Source organism: Bombilactobacillus sp. ESL1097, assembly GCF_058107205.1.
The window spans coordinates 690,877-710,222 of record NZ_JBYLUB010000001.1 but is presented as its reverse complement, the minus strand read 5'-3'; the positions used below and the strand labels follow the sequence as shown (position 1 = coordinate 710,222).

At 38.5% G+C, this 19,346-nt stretch carries 30 protein-coding genes and 1 other annotated feature; of the genes, 2 read left to right on the top strand and 28 right to left on the bottom strand.

Translation table 11 applies throughout. The annotated features are described in order from the left end of the window. Window positions 1-8: 8 nt before the first annotated feature. From AC3B6D_RS03495 to AC3B6D_RS03410, 18 genes are all read right to left on the bottom strand, one after another. Complete coding sequence (locus tag AC3B6D_RS03495; RefSeq protein ID WP_489774913.1) at window positions 9-836, bottom strand: TlyA family RNA methyltransferase; 828 nt, start codon at window positions 834-836, stop codon at window positions 9-11. Then, entirely contained in the window at window positions 836-1,726 is an 891-nt protein-coding gene (locus AC3B6D_RS03490; protein ID WP_489774912.1) for a polyprenyl synthetase family protein, read from the bottom strand. Before AC3B6D_RS03490 ends, AC3B6D_RS03495 begins: the two co-directional genes overlap by 1 nt. Further along, window positions 1,719-1,973 carry an exodeoxyribonuclease VII small subunit gene (locus AC3B6D_RS03485; RefSeq protein WP_489757503.1) on the bottom strand — a complete coding sequence of 85 codons (255 nt, stop codon included), beginning with the start codon at window positions 1,971-1,973 and terminating at the stop codon, window positions 1,719-1,721. The genes AC3B6D_RS03490 and AC3B6D_RS03485 overlap by 8 nt, the downstream gene beginning before the upstream one ends. Further along, a complete protein-coding gene (gene xseA, locus AC3B6D_RS03480) occupies window positions 1,948-3,306 on the bottom strand; it encodes an exodeoxyribonuclease VII large subunit (RefSeq protein WP_489769029.1) in 1,359 nt (452 codons plus the stop codon). The genes AC3B6D_RS03485 and xseA overlap by 26 nt, the downstream gene beginning before the upstream one ends. Further along, a complete protein-coding gene (locus AC3B6D_RS03475; RefSeq protein WP_489757501.1) occupies window positions 3,303-4,154 on the bottom strand; it encodes a bifunctional 5,10-methylenetetrahydrofolate dehydrogenase/5,10-methenyltetrahydrofolate cyclohydrolase in 852 nt (283 codons plus the stop codon). The genes xseA and AC3B6D_RS03475 overlap by 4 nt, the downstream gene beginning before the upstream one ends. A 115-nt stretch (window positions 4,155-4,269) precedes the next feature. Continuing rightward, window positions 4,270-4,692: a transcription antitermination factor NusB gene (nusB, locus tag AC3B6D_RS03470; protein WP_489774911.1), complete on the bottom strand. Its 423-nt coding sequence runs from the start codon at window positions 4,690-4,692 to the stop codon at window positions 4,270-4,272. A 19-nt stretch (window positions 4,693-4,711) separates the two neighbouring features. Then, window positions 4,712-5,125, bottom strand: a complete 414-nt coding sequence (locus AC3B6D_RS03465; RefSeq protein ID WP_489757499.1) for an Asp23/Gls24 family envelope stress response protein — start codon at window positions 5,123-5,125, stop codon at window positions 4,712-4,714. A 28-nt stretch (window positions 5,126-5,153) separates the two neighbouring features. After that, window positions 5,154-5,717 carry an elongation factor P gene (gene efp, locus AC3B6D_RS03460; protein WP_489757498.1) on the bottom strand — a complete coding sequence of 188 codons (564 nt, stop codon included), beginning with the start codon at window positions 5,715-5,717 and terminating at the stop codon, window positions 5,154-5,156. 159 nt (window positions 5,718-5,876) lie between these two features. After that, a complete protein-coding gene (gene rpmA / locus AC3B6D_RS03455) occupies window positions 5,877-6,158 on the bottom strand; it encodes a 50S ribosomal protein L27 (RefSeq protein WP_489755942.1) in 282 nt (93 codons plus the stop codon). A 5-nt stretch (window positions 6,159-6,163) separates the two neighbouring features. Next, window positions 6,164-6,523, bottom strand: coding sequence for a ribosomal-processing cysteine protease Prp (locus tag AC3B6D_RS03450; RefSeq protein WP_489757497.1), 360 nt, complete (start codon window positions 6,521-6,523; stop codon window positions 6,164-6,166). A gap of 2 nt (window positions 6,524-6,525) precedes the next feature. Next, window positions 6,526-6,834, bottom strand: a complete 309-nt coding sequence (gene rplU, locus AC3B6D_RS03445; protein WP_489757496.1) for a 50S ribosomal protein L21 — start codon at window positions 6,832-6,834, stop codon at window positions 6,526-6,528. 8 nt (window positions 6,835-6,842) lie between these two features. After that, window positions 6,843-6,912: a sequence feature (ribosomal protein L21 leader region), on the bottom strand. A gap of 60 nt (window positions 6,913-6,972) precedes the next feature. Beyond that, window positions 6,973-7,212, bottom strand: coding sequence for a hypothetical protein (locus tag AC3B6D_RS03440; protein ID WP_489757495.1), 240 nt, complete (start codon window positions 7,210-7,212; stop codon window positions 6,973-6,975). A 142-nt stretch (window positions 7,213-7,354) separates the two neighbouring features. Continuing rightward, window positions 7,355-7,534: a hypothetical protein gene (locus AC3B6D_RS03435; RefSeq protein WP_489757494.1), complete on the bottom strand. Its 180-nt coding sequence runs from the start codon at window positions 7,532-7,534 to the stop codon at window positions 7,355-7,357. Beyond that, a complete protein-coding gene (locus AC3B6D_RS03430; protein WP_489757493.1) occupies window positions 7,527-8,207 on the bottom strand; it encodes an NAD(P)H-dependent oxidoreductase in 681 nt (226 codons plus the stop codon). The genes AC3B6D_RS03435 and AC3B6D_RS03430 overlap by 8 nt, the downstream gene beginning before the upstream one ends. 92 nt (window positions 8,208-8,299) lie before the next feature. Then, a complete protein-coding gene (locus AC3B6D_RS03425; RefSeq protein WP_489757492.1) occupies window positions 8,300-8,497 on the bottom strand; it encodes a CsbD family protein in 198 nt (65 codons plus the stop codon). Between the two features lie 81 nt (window positions 8,498-8,578). Further along, window positions 8,579-9,169, bottom strand: a complete 591-nt coding sequence (locus AC3B6D_RS03420; RefSeq protein WP_489757491.1) for an NAD(P)H-dependent oxidoreductase — start codon at window positions 9,167-9,169, stop codon at window positions 8,579-8,581. Next, a complete protein-coding gene (locus AC3B6D_RS03415; RefSeq protein WP_489757490.1) occupies window positions 9,169-9,726 on the bottom strand; it encodes a TetR/AcrR family transcriptional regulator in 558 nt (185 codons plus the stop codon). Before AC3B6D_RS03415 ends, AC3B6D_RS03420 begins: the two co-directional genes overlap by 1 nt. A gap of 60 nt (window positions 9,727-9,786) precedes the next feature. Further along, window positions 9,787-10,752, bottom strand: a complete 966-nt coding sequence (locus tag AC3B6D_RS03410) for a quinone oxidoreductase family protein (RefSeq protein ID WP_489757489.1) — start codon at window positions 10,750-10,752, stop codon at window positions 9,787-9,789. Window positions 10,753-10,843: 91 nt separating this feature from the next. On the opposite strand from AC3B6D_RS03410, the gene AC3B6D_RS03405 reads away from it, so the two are divergent. Continuing rightward, window positions 10,844-11,305 (top strand): MarR family winged helix-turn-helix transcriptional regulator, encoded by a 462-nt coding sequence (locus AC3B6D_RS03405; RefSeq protein ID WP_489757488.1) that lies wholly within the window; start codon window positions 10,844-10,846, stop codon window positions 11,303-11,305. A gap of 95 nt (window positions 11,306-11,400) precedes the next feature. Here the strand turns inward: AC3B6D_RS03405 and AC3B6D_RS03400 are convergent, their stop codons facing one another. From AC3B6D_RS03400 to AC3B6D_RS03355, 10 genes are all read right to left on the bottom strand, one after another. Then, window positions 11,401-12,162, bottom strand: coding sequence for a ChbG/HpnK family deacetylase (locus AC3B6D_RS03400; protein ID WP_489757487.1), 762 nt, complete (start codon window positions 12,160-12,162; stop codon window positions 11,401-11,403). A 3-nt stretch (window positions 12,163-12,165) separates the two neighbouring features. After that, entirely contained in the window at window positions 12,166-13,626 is a 1,461-nt protein-coding gene (locus tag AC3B6D_RS03395; protein WP_489774910.1) for a PTS transporter subunit EIIC, read from the bottom strand. Window positions 13,627-13,630: 4 nt separating this feature from the next. Then, window positions 13,631-14,467: a PRD domain-containing protein gene (locus AC3B6D_RS03390; protein WP_489774909.1), complete on the bottom strand. Its 837-nt coding sequence runs from the start codon at window positions 14,465-14,467 to the stop codon at window positions 13,631-13,633. A gap of 15 nt (window positions 14,468-14,482) precedes the next feature. Then, window positions 14,483-14,974 (bottom strand): PTS sugar transporter subunit IIA, encoded by a 492-nt coding sequence (locus AC3B6D_RS03385; protein ID WP_489774908.1) that lies wholly within the window; start codon window positions 14,972-14,974, stop codon window positions 14,483-14,485. A gap of 191 nt (window positions 14,975-15,165) precedes the next feature. Further along, on the bottom strand, window positions 15,166-16,008 hold the full coding sequence (locus tag AC3B6D_RS03380) for an SDR family oxidoreductase (protein ID WP_489774907.1): 843 nt from the start codon (window positions 16,006-16,008) through the stop codon (window positions 15,166-15,168). 109 nt (window positions 16,009-16,117) lie between these two features. Next, window positions 16,118-16,534 (bottom strand): MerR family transcriptional regulator, encoded by a 417-nt coding sequence (locus tag AC3B6D_RS03375; RefSeq protein WP_489769040.1) that lies wholly within the window; start codon window positions 16,532-16,534, stop codon window positions 16,118-16,120. Between the two features lie 153 nt (window positions 16,535-16,687). Beyond that, the gene (locus AC3B6D_RS03370) at window positions 16,688-17,098 is read right to left on the bottom strand and encodes a MerR family transcriptional regulator (protein ID WP_489757481.1); all 411 of its coding nucleotides are present in this window, start codon (window positions 17,096-17,098) and stop codon (window positions 16,688-16,690) included. Window positions 17,099-17,109: 11 nt separating this feature from the next. Continuing rightward, window positions 17,110-17,760 carry an NAD(P)H-binding protein gene (locus AC3B6D_RS03365; RefSeq protein ID WP_489774906.1) on the bottom strand — a complete coding sequence of 217 codons (651 nt, stop codon included), beginning with the start codon at window positions 17,758-17,760 and terminating at the stop codon, window positions 17,110-17,112. After that, entirely contained in the window at window positions 17,760-18,185 is a 426-nt protein-coding gene (locus AC3B6D_RS03360; RefSeq protein WP_489757479.1) for a cupin domain-containing protein, read from the bottom strand. Before AC3B6D_RS03360 ends, AC3B6D_RS03365 begins: the two co-directional genes overlap by 1 nt. A gap of 2 nt (window positions 18,186-18,187) precedes the next feature. Further along, on the bottom strand, window positions 18,188-18,514 hold the full coding sequence (locus AC3B6D_RS03355; protein ID WP_489757478.1) for a carboxymuconolactone decarboxylase family protein: 327 nt from the start codon (window positions 18,512-18,514) through the stop codon (window positions 18,188-18,190). A 267-nt stretch (window positions 18,515-18,781) separates the two neighbouring features. Between AC3B6D_RS03355 and AC3B6D_RS03350 the strand changes: the two genes are divergently transcribed. Next, entirely contained in the window at window positions 18,782-18,886 is a 105-nt protein-coding gene (locus AC3B6D_RS03350; RefSeq protein ID WP_489757477.1) for a type I toxin-antitoxin system Fst family toxin, read from the top strand. The last annotated feature ends 460 nt before the right edge of the window (window positions 18,887-19,346 follow it).

The window sequence follows — 19,346 nt, the reverse complement described above, 5'->3', positions numbered from 1 at the left end:
ATCCCTCACTAATGTGACTTCAATTGTTGATATGCTTGCGTTAAAACTTGCTCAATTTGTACTGTTGGTGCAATAGTCCCTGTCGTTTGGCGTAATTGCAAATGAACTAGAAATTCAATATTCCCACCACTACCAGTAATCGGTGAATAATCCAAACCTAAAACATCAAAATTGTGGGCCGTGGCAAAGCTTAAGATATCTTGTAATACTTGGCGATGAACTTGTGGATCACGAACAATTCCGTGCTTGCCAACATTTTCTTTGCCTGCTTCAAATTGTGGTTTAATCAAACAAACGACATCATGATCTGGTAATAGAATTTTGGTCAAGGGTGGCAAAATTAATTTCAATGAGATAAAAGAAACATCCGTCATTGCAAATTCTGGCAATCCTTGGGCAAAATCCTGTGGTTGACTATAACGAAAGTTCACCCGTTCCATAACTTCTACCCGTGGATCAGTCCGTAATTTCCAAGCTAACTGATTGTAGCCAACATCTAACGCATAGACTCGCCGCGCTCCATTTTGTAAAGCTACATCTGTAAAACCACCAGTCGAAGCACCAATATCCAGACACAATAAATCCTTTAAGTCGATCTTAAACACTTTAATGGCTTTCGCCAATTTTAAAGCCCCGCGACCGACATATTGTTGATGTTTTAAGGTCTTTAAATGGAGTTGGGTATCACTCGCAATTTTTTCTCCGGGTTTATCTAAACGCAAATTATCTGCGTTATAAACTTCACCAGCCATAATTGAGCGTTTTGCTTGTTCTCTTGAAGCAGTTAAACCTTGGTTAACGACTAAAACATCCACCCGTTCTTTATTAGCAGCCATTATTGATCCTCCAATTGGAAATAAGCTAAAGAATCAGCTAAACAACTATCTGCTAAAGCAATGGCCGCTAATTCCTGTTGAGCCGTTGTTATAACTTGTTGCAGTTTGGTTTGGGCCTTTTGAACACCCAAAATTGCTGGATAAGTATTTTTACCTACTAATTGATCTTTGCCAACTGCTTTACCTAAAGTAGTTTGATCACCAACTATATCTAGTAAATCATCATAAATTTGAAAAGCCAAGCCAAAATTTTGGGCAAACGCAATCAAATGTTGTTTAACGTCTACTGGTAGCTCTAAGCAAATTGCTCCCATTTCCACACTAGCTTGAATTAAAGCCCCCGTTTTTTGCCGATCCAATTGGGTGATTTGCTCTACGGTCAAGCTATGACCTGTTTGTACTACATCCGTCATTTGCCCAGCAACCATGCCTTGGACACCAGCCGCTTTAGCCAACGTATAAACTAATTGAGCTTGAATAGCTGTGGGTAAACCATTGTCTGTCAGCCAAACAAAAGCATGAGTTAACAAACCATCACCCGCTAAAACCGCGCGTCCCGTTGTAAAACGCTTATGATTAGTTAATTGTCCACGCCGATAGTCATCATTGTCCATTTCTGGTAAATCATCATGGATTAACGAATAGGTATGCACCAACTCTAAAGCGCCCGCAATTTTAAAATAGTTCGTTAACTCAATGTCTTGGTTAATCTGCACCGCTTGTAAGGTTGCCAAAAACAAAAGAGGGCGCAACCGTTTACCACCAGCTTGTAAAGAATATAACATCCCTGCTCGTAATTGCGGTTGTTGTATTTCTTTAGTTAACTGCTGCTCTAAAAATTCATTAAATGGAACTAATAACTGCTTTTGCAAAATTTCAAATTTATTCATCAGTTGTCTTATCCTGCTTTGTTTGTGCATTTAATTGAAAATCAGTCTCTTGACCATCTTCACTCATTACTTTAGTTAATTTTTCCTGCGCTTGTGTTAAAGTTTGCTCCAATTTTTTACTTAAAGCGACACCTGTTTGAAATTGATCCATGGCTTCTTCTAAAGGTACGTCACCACTTTGTAAATGTTCAACAATCTGCTGCAGGCTGGCTAAACTTTCTTCAAAACTTTGCTTTTTTTCCGTCATGTTGACCTTCCTTCACTTCTGTGACAGTGGCTGTCAAGCTACCGTCTTGGAGTTGAATTTGCACTTGTTCTTGAGCTTGAATTTGTTGCACACTAGTCACGACTTGGGTTTGCTTTTGCACCACAGCATAACCGCGAGTTAACGTTTTTAACGGGCTTAAATCCTCTAACAAATTAATCAAGCCCATGACTTGTTGGGATCGTTGCTCCAGATAATTATGATAATTTTGCTTTAAATTACGTTTTAAGTTCGCTACTTGTTGTACTGGGACTACTAATTGGGGTTGTTGATATCGTAAGCTCTGCTGCAACAACTTTAAGCGATGCTGTTGTTCTTTTAATAATTGCAACATTGCGTCTTTTAAAGCTGTGATTAATTGATCCACGCGTTGTAAATACTCTTGATACAAGGTTTGTGGATTTTGAAATAAATAGCTATTTTGATAACGAACTAGTTCTTGGTGTTTACGCACTAAAATTTGCTTAACTGCTTGATACATTTGCACCTTGCTTTGACGCAAATCAGCCAATACTTCACTCAAAACCGGCGTGGCTAATTCAGCGGCGGCGGTCGGCGTTGGTGCTCGTAAATCAGCTACATAATCTGTAATCGTCGTATCTGTCTCATGACCAACTGACGAAATCACCGGAATTTTGGAAGCCACAACCGCCCGCGCGACTACTTCTTCATTAAAAGGCCAGAGATCTTCAATTGAACCACCACCACGGCCCATAATAATCGTATCAAAATTTCCTAGTTGATTAACTTGCTCTAAGCGCTGGACTAAACTCGCCGCGGCACTATCACCTTGAACTTGGGCGGGAAATAAAACTAATTGGGCAATCGGATAACGGCGGTGAACAGTCGTTATAATATCACGAATCACGGCCCCTGAAGGACTCGTAATGACGGCAATTCTTTGTGGAAAAGGAGCAATCTTTTGTTTCGGTAAAGCAAAAATGCCTTCTTTTTGTAATTTTTGCTTTAACTGTTCAAAAGCCTGATACAAGGCACCAACACCATCGGGTTGCATTTGTTCTACATAAATTTGATATTGCCCTGTTGCTTCATAAATGGAAATACGACCGCAAACTAAGACTTTCATGCCTTCTTCAGGAGTAAATTTTAATTTTTGAAAAGCATTCTGAAACATAATGGCAGAAATCTTAGCATGCGCATCTTTGAGTGAAAAATATTGATGGCGCGGACGCAGTCGAAAATTAGAAATTTCGCCGGTTAAATAAACCCGACGATTTAAATAGGGATCCAAATCAAATTTACGTTTTAAATACTGTGTTAGCGCGCTAACTGTCAAATATTCTGGTGTACTCAAACTGCTACCCTCTGTTGTGCTAAAGTAATCACTTGCTCTAACAAACCAGTAATGGTCATGGGCCCTACGCCACCGGGTACTGGCGTCAAATAACCGGCTACTTCTTGCACTGTAGCAAAGTCAACATCGCCGACTAATTTACCAGCGGCATTATGATCCATCCCTACATCAATGACTACCGCTCCGGGTTTAACAAAATCAGCCGTAATATACTCCGCCTGGCCAATGGCCACGATTAAAATATCCGCAGTTTTGGTCAATACTTGTAAATTTTGTGTATGGGAATGCGCCATCGTAACGGTAGCATTTTCGCGCAATAACAAACCAGCCATTGGTTTACCAACAATATTACTGCGTCCTACTACCACAGCATGTTGGCCCGCAATGGGGATCTGATAATCATGTAACAACCGCAAAATGCCGCGCGGTGTTGCGGGAAAATTGCCCGCCTCTCCGGACCACAAACGTCCAATATTTAATAAGCCAAAACCATCAACATCTTTTTGTACCGCAATGGTATTCATTACCAAATCAGCATCTATTTGTGCGGGCAAAGGCATTTGTACTAAAATGCCATCAATGTCTGCGGCTTGGTTTAGGCGTTTAATTAAAGCTAACACTTCACTTTGACTAACATCAGCCGGCAAATGATATAGCTGATAATTAATGCCGATTTTTTCAGCTCGTCGTTTTTTATTACGAACATAAATTTTGCTCGCTGAATTATCTCCTACTAAAACAACAGCTAACCCTGGGATAACATTGTGTTGCTTCAAATCCTGAACTTGCTGGGCAAACTGTTGATCAGCTTGTTGGGCAGCTTGTTTACCATCCATTATGACAACCATTGCTGTTCCTCCTTTAAGTCTTTAAATCTGTTGGTTTTAAATTCTGAGTATTAAAAGCTTGCTTGTTTAAGCAGCTTTAACATAATTTCAAAAAAGGTGCTGTTTTACCAGCACCTTACTTTGGTTCAGTCGGTGACTGATCCAGGAAATGAGAGAGCACCCCATTAATAAATTTTTTTGATTGTGGTTCACTGAACTGCTCTGTCAATTCTAGTGTTTCATTCATTGCTACTTTTACAGGAACTGCCGGACTATACAAAATTTCGAATAATCCTAAACGCATCAAGTTCACGTCACTACGACTGATCCGCTTTAAAGACCAGCCCTTTTTGAGATGTTGACTTAACTGTTCGTCTAGTTCACTAATATGTTCAACAACACCACGTACTAAAAAATCTAAATAAGCCGGCGCTTCTGTTATATTCTGTAAACTCAAAACTTCCTGTAAAGCCGCATCAATATCTTGATCGGGTAAAGAATCTATCAAAAACAAAGTTTGAAAAGCAATTTCCCGTACATTATGTCTATTTAAAGTCACTTCCACGCCACTTTCTGGATTAAATTTTAGCTAATTTTTCTGAACTATCATTCTTCTTAGCCATTAAACCAACCACATGCACATTTACTTGGGCCATTGTTAGATCCGTCATAAATTGTAATTGTTGACTAAGAGATTTCTGTAAATCATTGGCTACTTTAGGAACTGATACACCATATTCTAAATAGACATAAACATCGGCAATTAACTGCTGCGTTTGTTCATCATAAGAAACCCGGACACCTTGCGCACGATTTTGCCGACCTAACAACGAATTGATATTATTCGCTAACGTACCGCGCATTTCATAAACACCGGCAACTTGTGTAGCTGCAATACCCAACAAAACTTCCAAGACATCTGTTGCCACATGAATTTGTCCTAATTCATTGGCTTGTGTTGGTGCTATTTGTAAATATTTACCATCAGTCATCCCAAAGCCTCCTTAATCCAAATTACAATTATTTATTGGCCCGTGAACTGTAACTACCATCAACTGTATTGATAGTCAAAACATCGCCTTCATTAACGAAAAATGGCACTTGCACAACCAAACCAGTTTCCATCGTAGCTGGCTTACTACCACCAGAAGCAGTGTCACCTTTAATGCCCGGCTCCGTAGCGGCCACTTTCAGGTCCACAACGTTTGGAATATCAATTCCTAATGTCTCACCATCATGCATAATGACATTAACTTCCATATTTTCCACTAAATAATTTAAAGCATCACCCATATTTTCCCGGGGTAGTGATAATTGTTCATAGGTATTAGTGTCCATAAAGACATAATTATCACCGTCGGCATAGAGATACTGCATCTTTTTATTGTCAATTTGAGCTTGTTCAACTTTTTCAGTGGAACGGAAAGTCTTTTCTTGAACGGCCCCGGAACGCAAATTTTTTAATTTGGAACGAACAAAAGCACTACCTTTACCAGGCTTGACATGCTGAAATTCAACAATCCGCCATAATTCACCATTAACTTGAATTGTTAAACCATTTTTAAATTCATTAACTGAAATCATCATAAACTCCTGTGTTATAAAATTGTGCATAAAACAAAAAAACATTTTTGAAAATTTTTATAATTATTTTCAGTAGTCTTTACTATACTAATTTATTATATCATAAACCCAATTAAAACTTGATAGTTTAAAAAAAGCCGCTCACGCGGCTTCTTTAATTTAATCTTCAGTAATCACTGAAACTTGCTTCTTATCACGACCAAGACGTTCAAACTTAACCACGCCTGGCTTTAAAGCAAATAATGTATCATCGCTACCGCGACCAACATTAGCACCAGGATGAATCTTGGTTCCACGTTGCCGATAAATAATAGTTCCAGCATTAATTCTTTGGCCATCAGCACTCTTAGCACCTAAACGCCGACCAGCAGAATCACGACCATTGGCAGTTGAACCGCCCCCCTTATGGTGAGCGAAGAACTGTAAATTCATTTCTAACATAATTGTTACCTCCCAACTGTTTCTTGTTTTAAATCAACCCGGATAAAATCTCCGTAATTGTCAACTAACGAGTGTAATATCTGATAACAATTAGCCATTAAAGTTTGTGTTTGAACCAATTGATCATGCGCAGTAATTTGAGAATAATCAACCTGACATTCTAAATAACCACCACTTTGTGCTTCACTATTAACCTGTGGCTTAACTTGAGCCACAGTTTGAAGCGAATTAATCGTTCCCAGTCCAATCACTGAGACGGCTGCACAAACAATATCTTGACCATAAGGGCCAGAATCGGCATGACCTTCAATCACAAACTTTGTTAATTGCTTAGCTGAATTACAAACAAAAGTTGCTTGAATCATCTTTAAGCTTCAATCTTTTTAATTACAACTTTAGTATAAGGTTGACGATGACCCTTTTTAGTATGGGAATGTTTCTTAGGCTTATACTTGTAAGTAATAACTTTCTTTTCCCGGCCTTGCTTTTCAACAGTACCAGTAACCTTAGCACCTTCAATTGTAGGAGTTCCAATAGTAATCGAACGACTACCAATCAAAAGAACTTGATCAAAAGTTACTTCTTGACCTTCTTGGACATCAAGCTTTTCTACAAAGATGGCTTTGTTTTCTTCAACCTTGTATTGCTTGCCGCCAGTTTTAATAATTGCGTACATTTGTACACCTCCATTCTTAGACTCGCCACACTAGGCGCTGTTAAGCTTTAACCTAGTCATGTGCGGTTGCAGCTGTGGTAGCACAATTACAACTGTTTAATTGTACAAAAAAAATATTGGTTCGTCAACTAAATTTAATTAATCTAAAAATTCATAGTGTACTAAACTGCGTAGGTCATAATCTCGACCTTGGACATCCGTAAAGTTGCCATCTTTATCACGCAATTGCTGCTTCAAATGATCAATTGCTGCCTGATCATCAGCATATACCGGCACATTAAGTATCCGACCATTAGAAAAAGTTAACTGCGCCGTAATTTGGGGACGCGTAACAGATTTAGATTTTTTAAGCATTGCTTTCATTGTTTTTTTCTTCATAATCATAATCACCAAGCAATTAAAATTTATTTATTTTTAATCTTACCACATTTAACGTGTGGGAACAAAAATTGCCCCGAATTGTGTAACCACCTTTTTCTTTTGGTGATAGCTTCATGTCTAAAAACTGTTTAACAGATTATTACCATTGATCATGATTCCATAAACGACCATCGATCTCTGATTGTAGTTGCTGCAATCTCCGATCTTGCTCTTTGATTAAAGTAGTTAAGCCGCGCCAAAAAGCTCGTTTTTCATATTGTGGCTCCTGCTGAATTAATTGCTCTAATTGCGCAACGGCCCATTGATTATTATCATTCAAGATTATCTGTTTCACCTGCTTTAATTAATTTTAAGGTATCGTTACTGGTTTCTAGTTGTAACAAATTTTGACTCAATTGTTCCTGTAGTAAATCAATCAGCGGATTAGTTGCAGTTGCGTTCAATTGGGTTAGTTGTTGTAAATACCATTGACTACGCTTAATTAAAGAATCTGGTTGGTCTTGGCTTAAATAACGCTGATAATCCATCAATAATTGCTGTTGTTCGGCTTCATTTAAGTAAGCAAATTGATAAATTGGAAACACTGACAGCCAAATCATTTGCGCTTGGCGCGCCAAGGCTTGTAGGGGCGTTAGTAATTGATCTAAGCTAAAGCCTACGCGCCCTCCAGCTTGAAACGCTGTTTGTGGTAAACCCGTTGAGACCACTACTCCTAATTGTTTACCGATTAGTTTTTGTTCAATAAATTTCGTCGTCAAGTAGTGATCCTGCCATTGTTTCAATTGCGCCGGCATTGTGTACCAATAGAGTGGAAACTGAAAAATAATTCGGTCAGCTTGTTGTAGTAACTGCTGTTCTTGCACACTGGAAGTTGATTGTGTTGCACTTACTTCATGCCAAGTTGCCTGAGCGATAGCAGCTCCTTGTTTTAAAAATTGTTGCGTTGCGGAATTGTCAAGCTGGGGATGAGCAACAATAATTAACGTCTTCAAAAATTCGGCCCCCTTAATTAAAAAGAAACTGTGACCTCCAAACAGTTAGACCGTTTTGCCACAGTTCATAATCTCAGTATTAGTATAAAGCACTAATCCTGTTTATGCTTATCAATTTTTTCATTGATTTTTTTAGAAACGTCGTCTTTCGCATCTTCCAGCTGATCTTTAGCTTTACCCAAAGCTTGTTCGGCCTTACCTTTGAGTTCTTTGGAATCATCGCCGACGACTTTACCAACACTTTCATTGATTTTACCTTTAGCTTGATTCATTTTACCATCATTACTCATCTTCATGCCCCCTATTATATCTAAACTTATTGTAAAAGGTGAGTAATCTTTTCGTAAAGTAAAGTGCTTGCCAAGCTGCTTTTAAAACTTAAATGTTGTCTGAACCAACTGCTGTAAATATCGCTGCCGGCGTTCTAGAGTCGAATTAGAGATTCTCCCAAAGTTTTGCCAATGACCATGTTTAACGCCAACTTGTTTCAAAGTTTTTTTAACAAAAACCTTTTGAATATCATCGCCACAAAACCATTTCAAATAAAAAGTCGGTGATGTGGAAGTCGTTAAAACATACGCTTGCCGTAAATTTTTGAGTTCCCCATGAATGCCATACTTGGTCACGGTATGTGATAAACCAGGGCCTTCTTTCATGACCTTGTCAATAAAACCTTTTAACATTCCGGGCAGTGTGTTCCACCAAACTGGCGTAATAAAGATTAATCCTTGCGCTGCTTGTAATAAGTGTAAATATTTTTGCGTTAACGGATCATGACTGGCACCAGTATGATATAAACGTAACTCTTCTTGATCATAATATGGTTGAAATTGATCTTGGTACAAATCAATCACTTCAAAAGGCTGGTGATGTTGCTGCAGATTAGTTTGAACAGCTTCTAATTCCGCATGATTGAAACTATTGGGATAGGGATGACAATAAATAACGATTACGGGGGCCATTAATTTTCTCCTTGCATAAATGCACATAAAGTCTGGCGAATCAACGTTAAATCTAAACTAACTACCTGCTTTTGTACTAACAAAGCGTAGCCTTGAATAAATGACCACGTCTGCACAAATAAAGCATCATCAGAAATATCTGAATTAACATTGATTTGATGAATTAACTGTCTAGTCAAATTTAATAACGCGAATTGACCGTTAGTTTGCTGTAACGCTGCTTTACCTATCTCACTAAAAAATAAGGCATTAACTAACTGGGGGTGCTGGACAAAATATTCTACAAAAAACTTTCCTAATTGAACTAACTTTTCTTGGGCATCAAGCTCTGCCAACGAGCCAATTTGTTGCTCAAATTGTTGTGTAATCTGTTGTGACAGTCTCTGCATTGCCAAAGTCAATAATTCAGTTTTATTTTTAAAATGTTTGTAAAAAGCTCCTGTCGTTAAACCTAGTTTTTGTGACAATTTACGTAAAGATAATGACTCCAAGTTATCTTCTTGAAGTAATTGCACCGCACAATCTAACAATTGTGCTTTCGTTTGATTATCTTTCATATCAAGCCTCCTAGAAAAAAGATAACACTGTTATCTTCAAACTACAAGCCTTTTTTAAATTCAATCTGCAATTTTAATCACAGCTCGTGGAGCATTAGGTGCTTGCCAAGCTTGCGCCAGTTCCGGCAATGAATATTGCTTGATTGGGACCGTCCATTGCTTCTGAGACGCTAAAGTAAAAACTTTTTGAATGGAAGTAAAAAGTTCTTTTGGGGCCAAAGAACCAATTCCCGAACCTATGAGTTGAATATTGAAGGAGCGTAAAAGCGGCGCTGGCAAGCTAATTTGTTGACCCGCAGTGGAACCAATTTCTACATATCTAATTGCTTGGGATGATTTGCTGTGAGATAAGATTGTTAACAGTAGCTCAGCACTGGCTCCCCACAAATAATCCAAGACAATCGTTGCTTGGGCAATGATTGCTTGCAATGCCAATTGACATTGATCAAATTGTTGAGCATCCGTTAAATCATAATCTCCAAAGGAAAAGTACTCATCAGCACCAACTTGGGCTAGTTTCTCTGCATTACGTCCTAAAGCAATAACTCTTACTGCCCCTAAAGCATACGCCATTTGTACCGCTAACGCTCCAGCAGTACCGGTTGCTCCATTAATAAGGACCACATCACCTGTTTGAATTTGGGCACGATAGACTAACGCTGCATAGGAACTCATACCCGGATTAGCAATTGCTGCCGCCATGATCGGATTTAATTTAGCAGGCACCGGAATCAGCGAGTGTTTTGAAACCACTGTTTTTTCTGCCAAGGAACCATATGGCCAGCGTGGTTTAGCAAAATAAACACTTTGCCCATTAGCTAAACGTCCGACGCCTTCAGTACCAGCAATCCGCGGAAACTGGGCACTACTAGAATAATGTTGGCCCATCGACTGAGCTTTACTAACTGTACTTAAAGCACTCGCTTGCGGCATAACAATCACTTCTTGCTGAGAATTAACCGTTGGTTCAGCAACTGCTTGCAGTACCGGAACCATTCCTGGTTGTTGAACTATCGCTGCTTGCATAATTAATGTCCTCCTTTTAGGTGCATTTTGCACACAAAAAGAATAGCATACTTACGTGCATTTTGCACGTTAATTTAGTATAATTGATATTATGAATAATCAACAAATCCAAACTTTTTACGAACAATTAATTGAACTAGCTTATTTTTTTAATCAACCCCAAAATGACCAAGCTTTGATTAAAGCGGCGCACGTGCAACTTGATTATAAATTATTTCCTTTGTTTGCTACCATTGCCCGCCAACAGCCGACCAATGTCCAAAACTTAGCACATTTTTTGGGAGCTTCTCATTCCACCATCAGCCGTCAACTTGACCGCTTAGAACGTGCCGAGTTGATTACAACACAGATTAATACGCACGATTCACGCAAACGTGAGGTTCAACTAAGCCAGCTCGGTCAAACTTTAAATCACAGTTTGACGCAAACACGTTTACGAATGATCAAGCAAATACTCAACTCTGTTCCCTCAAGCAAGCAGTTACAAATTTTAGATGACATAACTTTACTCAATCAGGCCTTTGAAAATATTGATTTGAACAATCAAAAGTAACAACAATTCTATTAAAAATGGGCCTATGCCTAGGCCCATTTTGAGGTTATTCACTTTTTGTAATCAACAGCCAGTCAAGTTAATTTAATGATTGGTTAAATTTGGCTATAGCGCATTAACTCCACCTCATGGTCCCATAACCAAATCTTAGTCTGGGGAGCACACAGCATCGCAACTTCTTGTGTTCGCGGAATCGTCAAACTAGAGTGCGTCAAAATAAAGTCATCCAAATATCCTGGATGGCAAACCATCACTTCATAGCCATCATTATGCTGCGTTAGTGCCGCTGTTTGTAAGGTTTTCCAAGGATTATAATTTGGTTGCATGCTTTTCATTTCTAGATATAATTTTTGATGATTTAATAGCGTCGGACTGTCGTCAAAATGATATTCTAAAAAGCGTAATTGATGTCGTTGCGCTACAATTTTTAACGCTTTAACAAAGTTGTCACTAACCACAGCATGACCTTCAAAATAATCCGGTTTACGCCCTACTAATTCGACAAAACGGGCATACTGCGCTTCAATTTCGATAACGGCTTGATCTAAATCAACAAAATCTTTTACGGAATTGCGATAAACTTTGGATGGCTTAAATTCACCAGTAGCAGTGGTCAAACTAGGCACTTGAGCGGCGCTAACAACGGGACGGCCAGTACAAATTACTACGTGTAAGCCCAAGTCTAACGGTTTATGCGTCAGCTTCAGCAATGATTGGACTGCAGCTTTAGAAGTGGGCATATTAACCATAATACCAATGTTATTGATTATGCCATCGCGCACAGTTTTCAAAATTCCGAGATTAACGGCTTCGCTGTAACCCAAATCATCCGCTCTTACAATAATTTTAGTTTTCATCGCTTATTCCTCCACTGGTTTTAATTCTGAAATTTTAGTGTCTGAATTATCTTTCCTCTGGAAACCGATGAAGTAAGTTGCAACAGCTGCCACCACGATTGCAATCACCCCACTCAAAATTCCATTAATCAAATTAGTGGGATCATTATGAACATAAGCCGTCAAAGACATAAAATTAGCCACAGGCACCAAAACATAACCTTTAATATGACAAATGGCAGCATATAGTCCCCCACAAAAACCGCCAATCATCATCCCTAAGAAGCTACGTTTATAGCGCACCGCAATTCCGTACAAAGCGGGTTCTGTTACGCCACCAATAAAACTAGCAACAAAATAGCTCCAAGCTAAAGCTTTTTGATCCTTATTTTTCAAGCGTAGCGCTGCGCCAATACACATACCTGCTACTGACATACTAGCGGCTAAAGATCCTAATAACGTAAAGTTATCAAAACCATTTTGGGCAATGACCATCATCATTGCCCAAATTAAGACTAAGTGCATTCCCGTCATTACTAATAACTCCCAAACAGCACCAATAATGGCAATCGCTAAAATGCTCCAAATACCACCTAATTTACCAAAACCAATGATTGTGTCACAAATATACTTGCCAATGAAGCCACCAGCTGGGCCAACAATACATAAAGTAATAGGTAACATGATAATGATCGTTAATGTGGGGACAAAAATCGTACTTAACGAAGCGGGAATAAATTTTTTCAAGAAACGTTCCACATAAGACATCAACCATACTGACAAAATTATCGGTATGATCGTCGCACTATAGTTGACCAATGGCATATGCAAGCCAAAAACAGAAAAATGTTTACCGGTAGTGACCATTTTAATTAATGTTGGATGTAACATAATCGCACCTAAGAACATGGATACTAACGGTTGCGTATGAAATTGTTTGGAGGCTGTATAACCAATTAAAATTGGGAAAAAATAAAAGCCAGCGTCACCAACAAACGTGAACAAACGATAAGTATCACTATTAACACTTAAAACATTTAACATACTCGGACCTAAAACGGCCGCAAACATTTTAAACATGGAAGCCGCAACTAATACTGGAATCAAGGGTGTTAAACATCCAGCTAATTTGTTCATGATAATTGTGCCAATACTTTTCCAAGTTAACTTAGACTGCGTTTTTTCAGTATCGAGGTTTTCTGTAATGGGCGGTGTCGTCTGTAAATGAGCGATTTGGCACAATTGGTCGTACACTAAGTCCACCGTTTGCCCAATAATTACTTGATATTGGCCCGCTGAACGCCGGACGCCAATGACCCCAGCAATTTGGTTCACAGCTTGGTCATCTGGCAAACTGTTGTCTTTTAAAATAAAACGTAAGCGTGTCATACAATGTGTTACTGACTCAACATTAGTACTACCGCCCACTGCTTGTAAGACTTTCTGGGCAATAATACGGTTGGTTTGTTCTTTACTCTTCACCATCAAATTACTCCTTTGCTTGAGTATTATCCACCATTCGCTGAATATAGAGCATTAAATAAAACTTTTCTGATTGATTGCTAACCGTCTGATAAGCTTGATCAATCACATTACTAATTTCACAGGCGCATTGATAAATTTCAGGAAATTGCTTTTGAAAAGCTTGATATAATCCTTCGGTTTGACTACTAGCAATTTGTTGTGCTTGCTGCAACCTACGTAAATAATAATTCAGATGCACCACAAATCGATTATAAGTAAAGCTTTGGTGATTAATCTTTATATTAAAGTGTCGCTCCACAATATCTAATGCCTGTTCAATCACTTTTTGTTCTTGCTGAATCGTGCCATCACTAACGACTTCTTGACTATTTAAAAAGTGTGTAGCAATCGCCGTGATTTCTGCTGGTGGTAGTTTGACATGCAATTGTTGTTCAATCAATTGAAGTGCGTATTGACCTACTGCCGTTTCTTGCGGATAGAATTGTGCAATATCATAGGAATACAACAAAGATGCGTTTTGCTGCTTTTGTGATCGAATAATGGCAAAGTTAATATGATCAGCTAAACTGAACACAATATTCGGATTTAGCGGACGGGTAATTAAACTACGGGCTTGTTGCACAATCTGTAAACTAACAGCCACTACATCTTCTGGCAATTCTGTTAACAACTGTAAATATTGTGAATTTAATTTGTAAAAAGTCATCGTTACTCGGCTTAAATCTGTGATTTCATACGGCATGGTTGGAAAACCGATTCCTTTGCCAAAGGCAATTAATTCGTGGTCATCATTATCACGACATAATGCAACATTATTATTAATTTTTTTAATTGCTAGCATACTTTACCCTCAAAATTATTCTGTTCGCAACAAGATTTGACCACGTTTGACCAAAGAATGCGCTAATTTTCCCAAATGTAACTGCTGATCATAACCCTTAGTAAAAATTAAGATTGTAGTCATGTCTAAATGATGCTGTGCCATTAATTGGGGATCAAAGCGAATCAAGGGGAAGCCCTGCGTAACATAATCATTGACTTGAACTAAGGCTTTAAACCCTTCTCCATTTAACGTCACCGTGTTTAAACCAATATGGATTAAAATTTCCAACTTAAATTTTGCGACCTTAATTCCTATTGCATGTTTCGACGGCGGCAAAGCAACAATTTGACCATTGACAGGAGCCACGATGGTATCAGCCCTTACTGCCGGTTGAATTGCCAAACCTTCACCCATCATTTTATGAGCAAAAACTTCATCGTCCACTTCTGATAATGGGATAACTTTGCCCGCAATGGGTGCGGCAATTTCTAAAATTGAGGCTTGTTGAACTTTCCAAAATGGCAAAAAGACACATCCTTTCCTTGAAACTAAAAAACGCTTTTTGAGGCATTACCTTTCCATCAAAATAGAAAAGGTAATGCCTCAAAAAGCGAGTAACAATCCTTATAATTAACTCTTTTAGTATAGCATATCAAAAAAACGTTTGCAAAACAGATTTAGCTATGACAATTTAACGCCCAGCCACACTTCAATTCTTACTTATTTTCTGGTTGTAAAGACCCATAGTAATAAGAGGCAGTTGCTCCACCATCAATCAAAAATGTGGAACCCGTGATAAATTGACCAGCAGGACTCATTAATAATTCTGCCACATTGGCTACTTCATCGGCCGTTCCTGGGCGACCAGCAGGACTTTTCTCAAACATATTCTTATAGAAATCACCACGTTGCCCATTAAACTCATCAATTGCTAAAGGTGTGACAATAATCCCCGGGGCAATATCATTAATCCGTGCTCCTTTTTTACCCCATTCAACGGCCTGGGCCATTACGCGCTTTTCATTACACCGTTTGGCCAATTGGTAAGCTTTTAAGGAATCTTCAATTTGATCAGGTTGCAAAAAGTCTAGATCTAACAATTCTTCAGTCGCGGTCATGGCTAATTGGCGATCCTGTTGTGGCGTTAAGGCTGGCATTCGGTGGCCCGATTGACTAGAAATTACTACGCCGACACCATTGGGTGCAATCACTTTGCCCGCCTCTTCTAACAAAACAGCCGTGCCGTATAAATCAACATTGAGAATCGTTTCAATGGATGCTTGACTTGGTGAAACCCCCGCCGCATTCACAACCATCGTAATCTCGCCATTAGCTTGTGCTTGTGTTAATAAATTTTGAATGGATGTCCGACTAGCTAAATCCATCTCCACTGGTGTTACATCAAAACCCGCATCAGTCATTGTCTTCGCAATTGCCTGAGCATTCGCCGAATTTTTGTCACCTAAAAAAATCTTTTTGCCAAAACCTACGCGCCGTGCAATGGCCATTCCAATTTGGCCAGCACCCGTGACTACCATTACTTCTGTCATTATCAACATCCTCCTCAAGAGCATCTAAAATTAGCGTCAATCCATAAGATCTTTGCATTATTACGATTGACTATCATTAAGATACAACTTGGAGTTGACTCCAAGACAAGCAATAATTTTATTTTTTAATAATTTCAGACAAACGTTCATTTTCTAAGCGGTGCAATTGATCCTCCGCTGGTAAAACATGATCACTAAAATGTTGAATTTTAAAGTCCAAGTGATCAATTGCCACCTGAAGAGCTTGCTTTTTATTCTCCATAATTTGCCGTTGTTCTTTTAATAGTTGATATTGTTCTTGCGTTGTATCCTCAGCCGATTGGTATAAATTAATATATTTTTGTAAACTATCTAGTGACATTCCTGCTTGTCGCATCTTTTTGATAAATGCTAAACGACTCAAAACGGCCGCATCGAATTGACGAATGCCTGTACTGGAACGACGGACTTCGGGTAATAAGCCCAGCTTTTCATAATAACGAATCGTGTCAGCTGAGAGTCCGGTTTGTGTTGCTGCGTCTTTGATACTAATCATCACTGCCCACTCCTTTATTCATTTATTTTTAAAACTATCTTAACTAGTTAGACTAATTCAAGCAATGACACTTACCAAATGCGACCATTTACATTGAAAACTCAAAAAACGTTTGTATAAATTTTGCCAATTTACCAAACGTTTTCCTTTATTTTAATTTACATGCCGCTGTTGCCGAAAAGTTTCAAAATCATCGGTAATAGCATGTTGTTTTAACGCTGCATAAAAATCAATTTTATCTTGAACAACTTGTAAATGCTCTTGTTCTTGTTGGATTTTGGCTTCCAGCTCACGCTTTTTAGTTTGCAATAACTCTTGGCGTTTGCCAATCGTGGCATCACCTTGAGCCCGCCAAGTCACGTATTGCTTCATTTCAAACAAACTAAAACCCGCGCCTTTGAGATGTTGCAGAAATTGATACCACAAAACATCTTGGTCCGTATACAAGCGCTGACCATGAACTTTTTGCACAGTCAGCAAACCTTCCTTTTCATAAAAGCGCAAGGTATAAGGCGTGGTTTGGACAACTTTCGCAAATTCACCAATCCGATAAGTTTTCGTCATTTAATTGACTCCTATTTGTAAACCGGTGTCGCACCATCAGTTCCTGCTTGGGCAATTCCCAAACTATCATTGACAAACAGCGTGGGATCATCAATCATTCGTTCAATTAAATCGGCGATACTGGCTCGTGAAATGGTCGTTCCCTTAAAAGGTTCATGACGATGAGTTAATTCATAATCAACTACCGGCGCATTCGACATGTAACCTGCCCGAATAATCGTATAGTCTAACTGACCATTCTCTTCAATTAGCTTGGCTGCATCTCTGGTATCTTCCATGACCGCATGACCACAAGATTCTTCAACCCAGGTGCCAAAAGGATCTGGTACCTCATGATACAAGCCTAAACCAGTCACATGAATTAACCGCCGTACTTGTTGTTCATTCATCGCTTGAACAATATTTTGGACCATCGGCGTAAAGACGCCACCCAAATTAGCGTAAACTAAATCGCTACCAGCTACCGCTTTGAAAACATCGTTATAATTACGGGCGTCGCCTTCAATAATTTGAACATTATTGGCCGCTGCAAATTCTTGTGGTAAACGCTGCACATTACGAGCAAATAATTTTAAATTAACTTGATCATGGTTGAAATAATGCTGCTCAACCAACCGTGCAATTTGTCCATTAGCGCCAATTACAGTAATATTTTGTGACATTATTTAGCTTCCTTCGTATCCAAAGCATCATAAATTTCATCAGACACTGGTTCTAACCACTCAGGAGTACCAGCTGTAATTGCCAGATGTTCAAACCAACTATCGGCAGTAGCACCGTGCCAATGCTTCACGCCGTCGTGCGTTACAACCACATCACCAGGGGTTAGATGTTGCGCTGGTTTGCCTTCTTCTTGGTACCAACCTTCGCCACCAGTAACTAATAAAATTTGGAAGCCATCATGATGAATATGCCAATTATTACGGCAACCTGGTTCAAAAGTTACGTTGCCAACACCAACGTTCACGTCAGGATCTGAGACTAAATTCTTTAAATAACTTTGTCCGACAAAATATTGGGCAAAGGCATCATTTTTGTCACCACTACCAAAAATTACTCCATTTTTAACATCTTCATTTTTAGCCATTATTATTCTCCCTGTTCTTCATAGAATTTTTTAGCAATATTAAATGCTGACCATGCTTTCGGCCAACCAACATAAAAAGCAATATGCGTGATAATTTCACTGATTTCATCTTTAGTTAAGCCATTTTGTTTTCCCATCTTTAAATGAGCTGGTAATTGTTCAAAATTACCGGCAGTAATGATGGCAACAATGGTGGCTAAACTACGATCACGTGGTGATAATTCTTTTTCACGTGACCAAACTTCTCCAAATAAAACGTCATCATTTAATTCTGCAAATTTGGGCGCAAAATCACCTAAGTTCTCACGTCCGGCTGTTTGTTTCTTCATAGTAAAGCACCTCCGACTTAGAATAAGTTAACTTTACAACTTAGAGCTAACTCTAAGTCAAGCAAAAATTATTTTTCAACTAATTAGAAGTAAAATTAAAGAAAGACAAAGCACATATCCTAGTACGCCTGATGATAATCATCAAAGTTTTTAACTTTATAGATAATGACAAAATATCCATTTGGCTTGATTTGCCAGGCTACACTATTACTTAATTGTTCATGATATAATTTTTAATGGCAACTCGCCCCGAAAGGGAGTGATTGTATGTTCAAAGAATTACTAACATTGATCATTGCACCAATTATTGTCGGTGCAGTGAATCAAATGATTGCCGACTGGTTGCACGGCAAACATAATGATAAAAAATGAGTTGTCATGGACAACCACACAAAAAAAAAGTCATTCCTACCAGCATAGGAATGGCTTTTGTGTTTGTATGCAAAGAATTACTAACATCTTGCAAGACAAGTATAACATAACTATCTCAAAGTGACACTATAATTAAAAAATGTGTCGCAATGAAACAATATCTATTTTTTCATAAAGCTTTTTAATTACTAACAAAAACAACTTTTGGCATTGCGATATTTAAATACCAGAAAAAACTTTTTAGTTGTAATTGCTCAAAAAATATGAATAAAAAGTCTAATGTTCACCATAGTGAAACAATGTTTAATTAAAAATAAATACTTTCATTATAATATAATATTTAAGTTGCAGTCCCGACGCAGCAACATGAGGGGGGAAAACTAGTGCTAATAAAACTTTTTTACAAATTGTTTCAGCAGTTATTTCTGGTTGTTTAGTAACCATGTTTAAAAAATAGTTA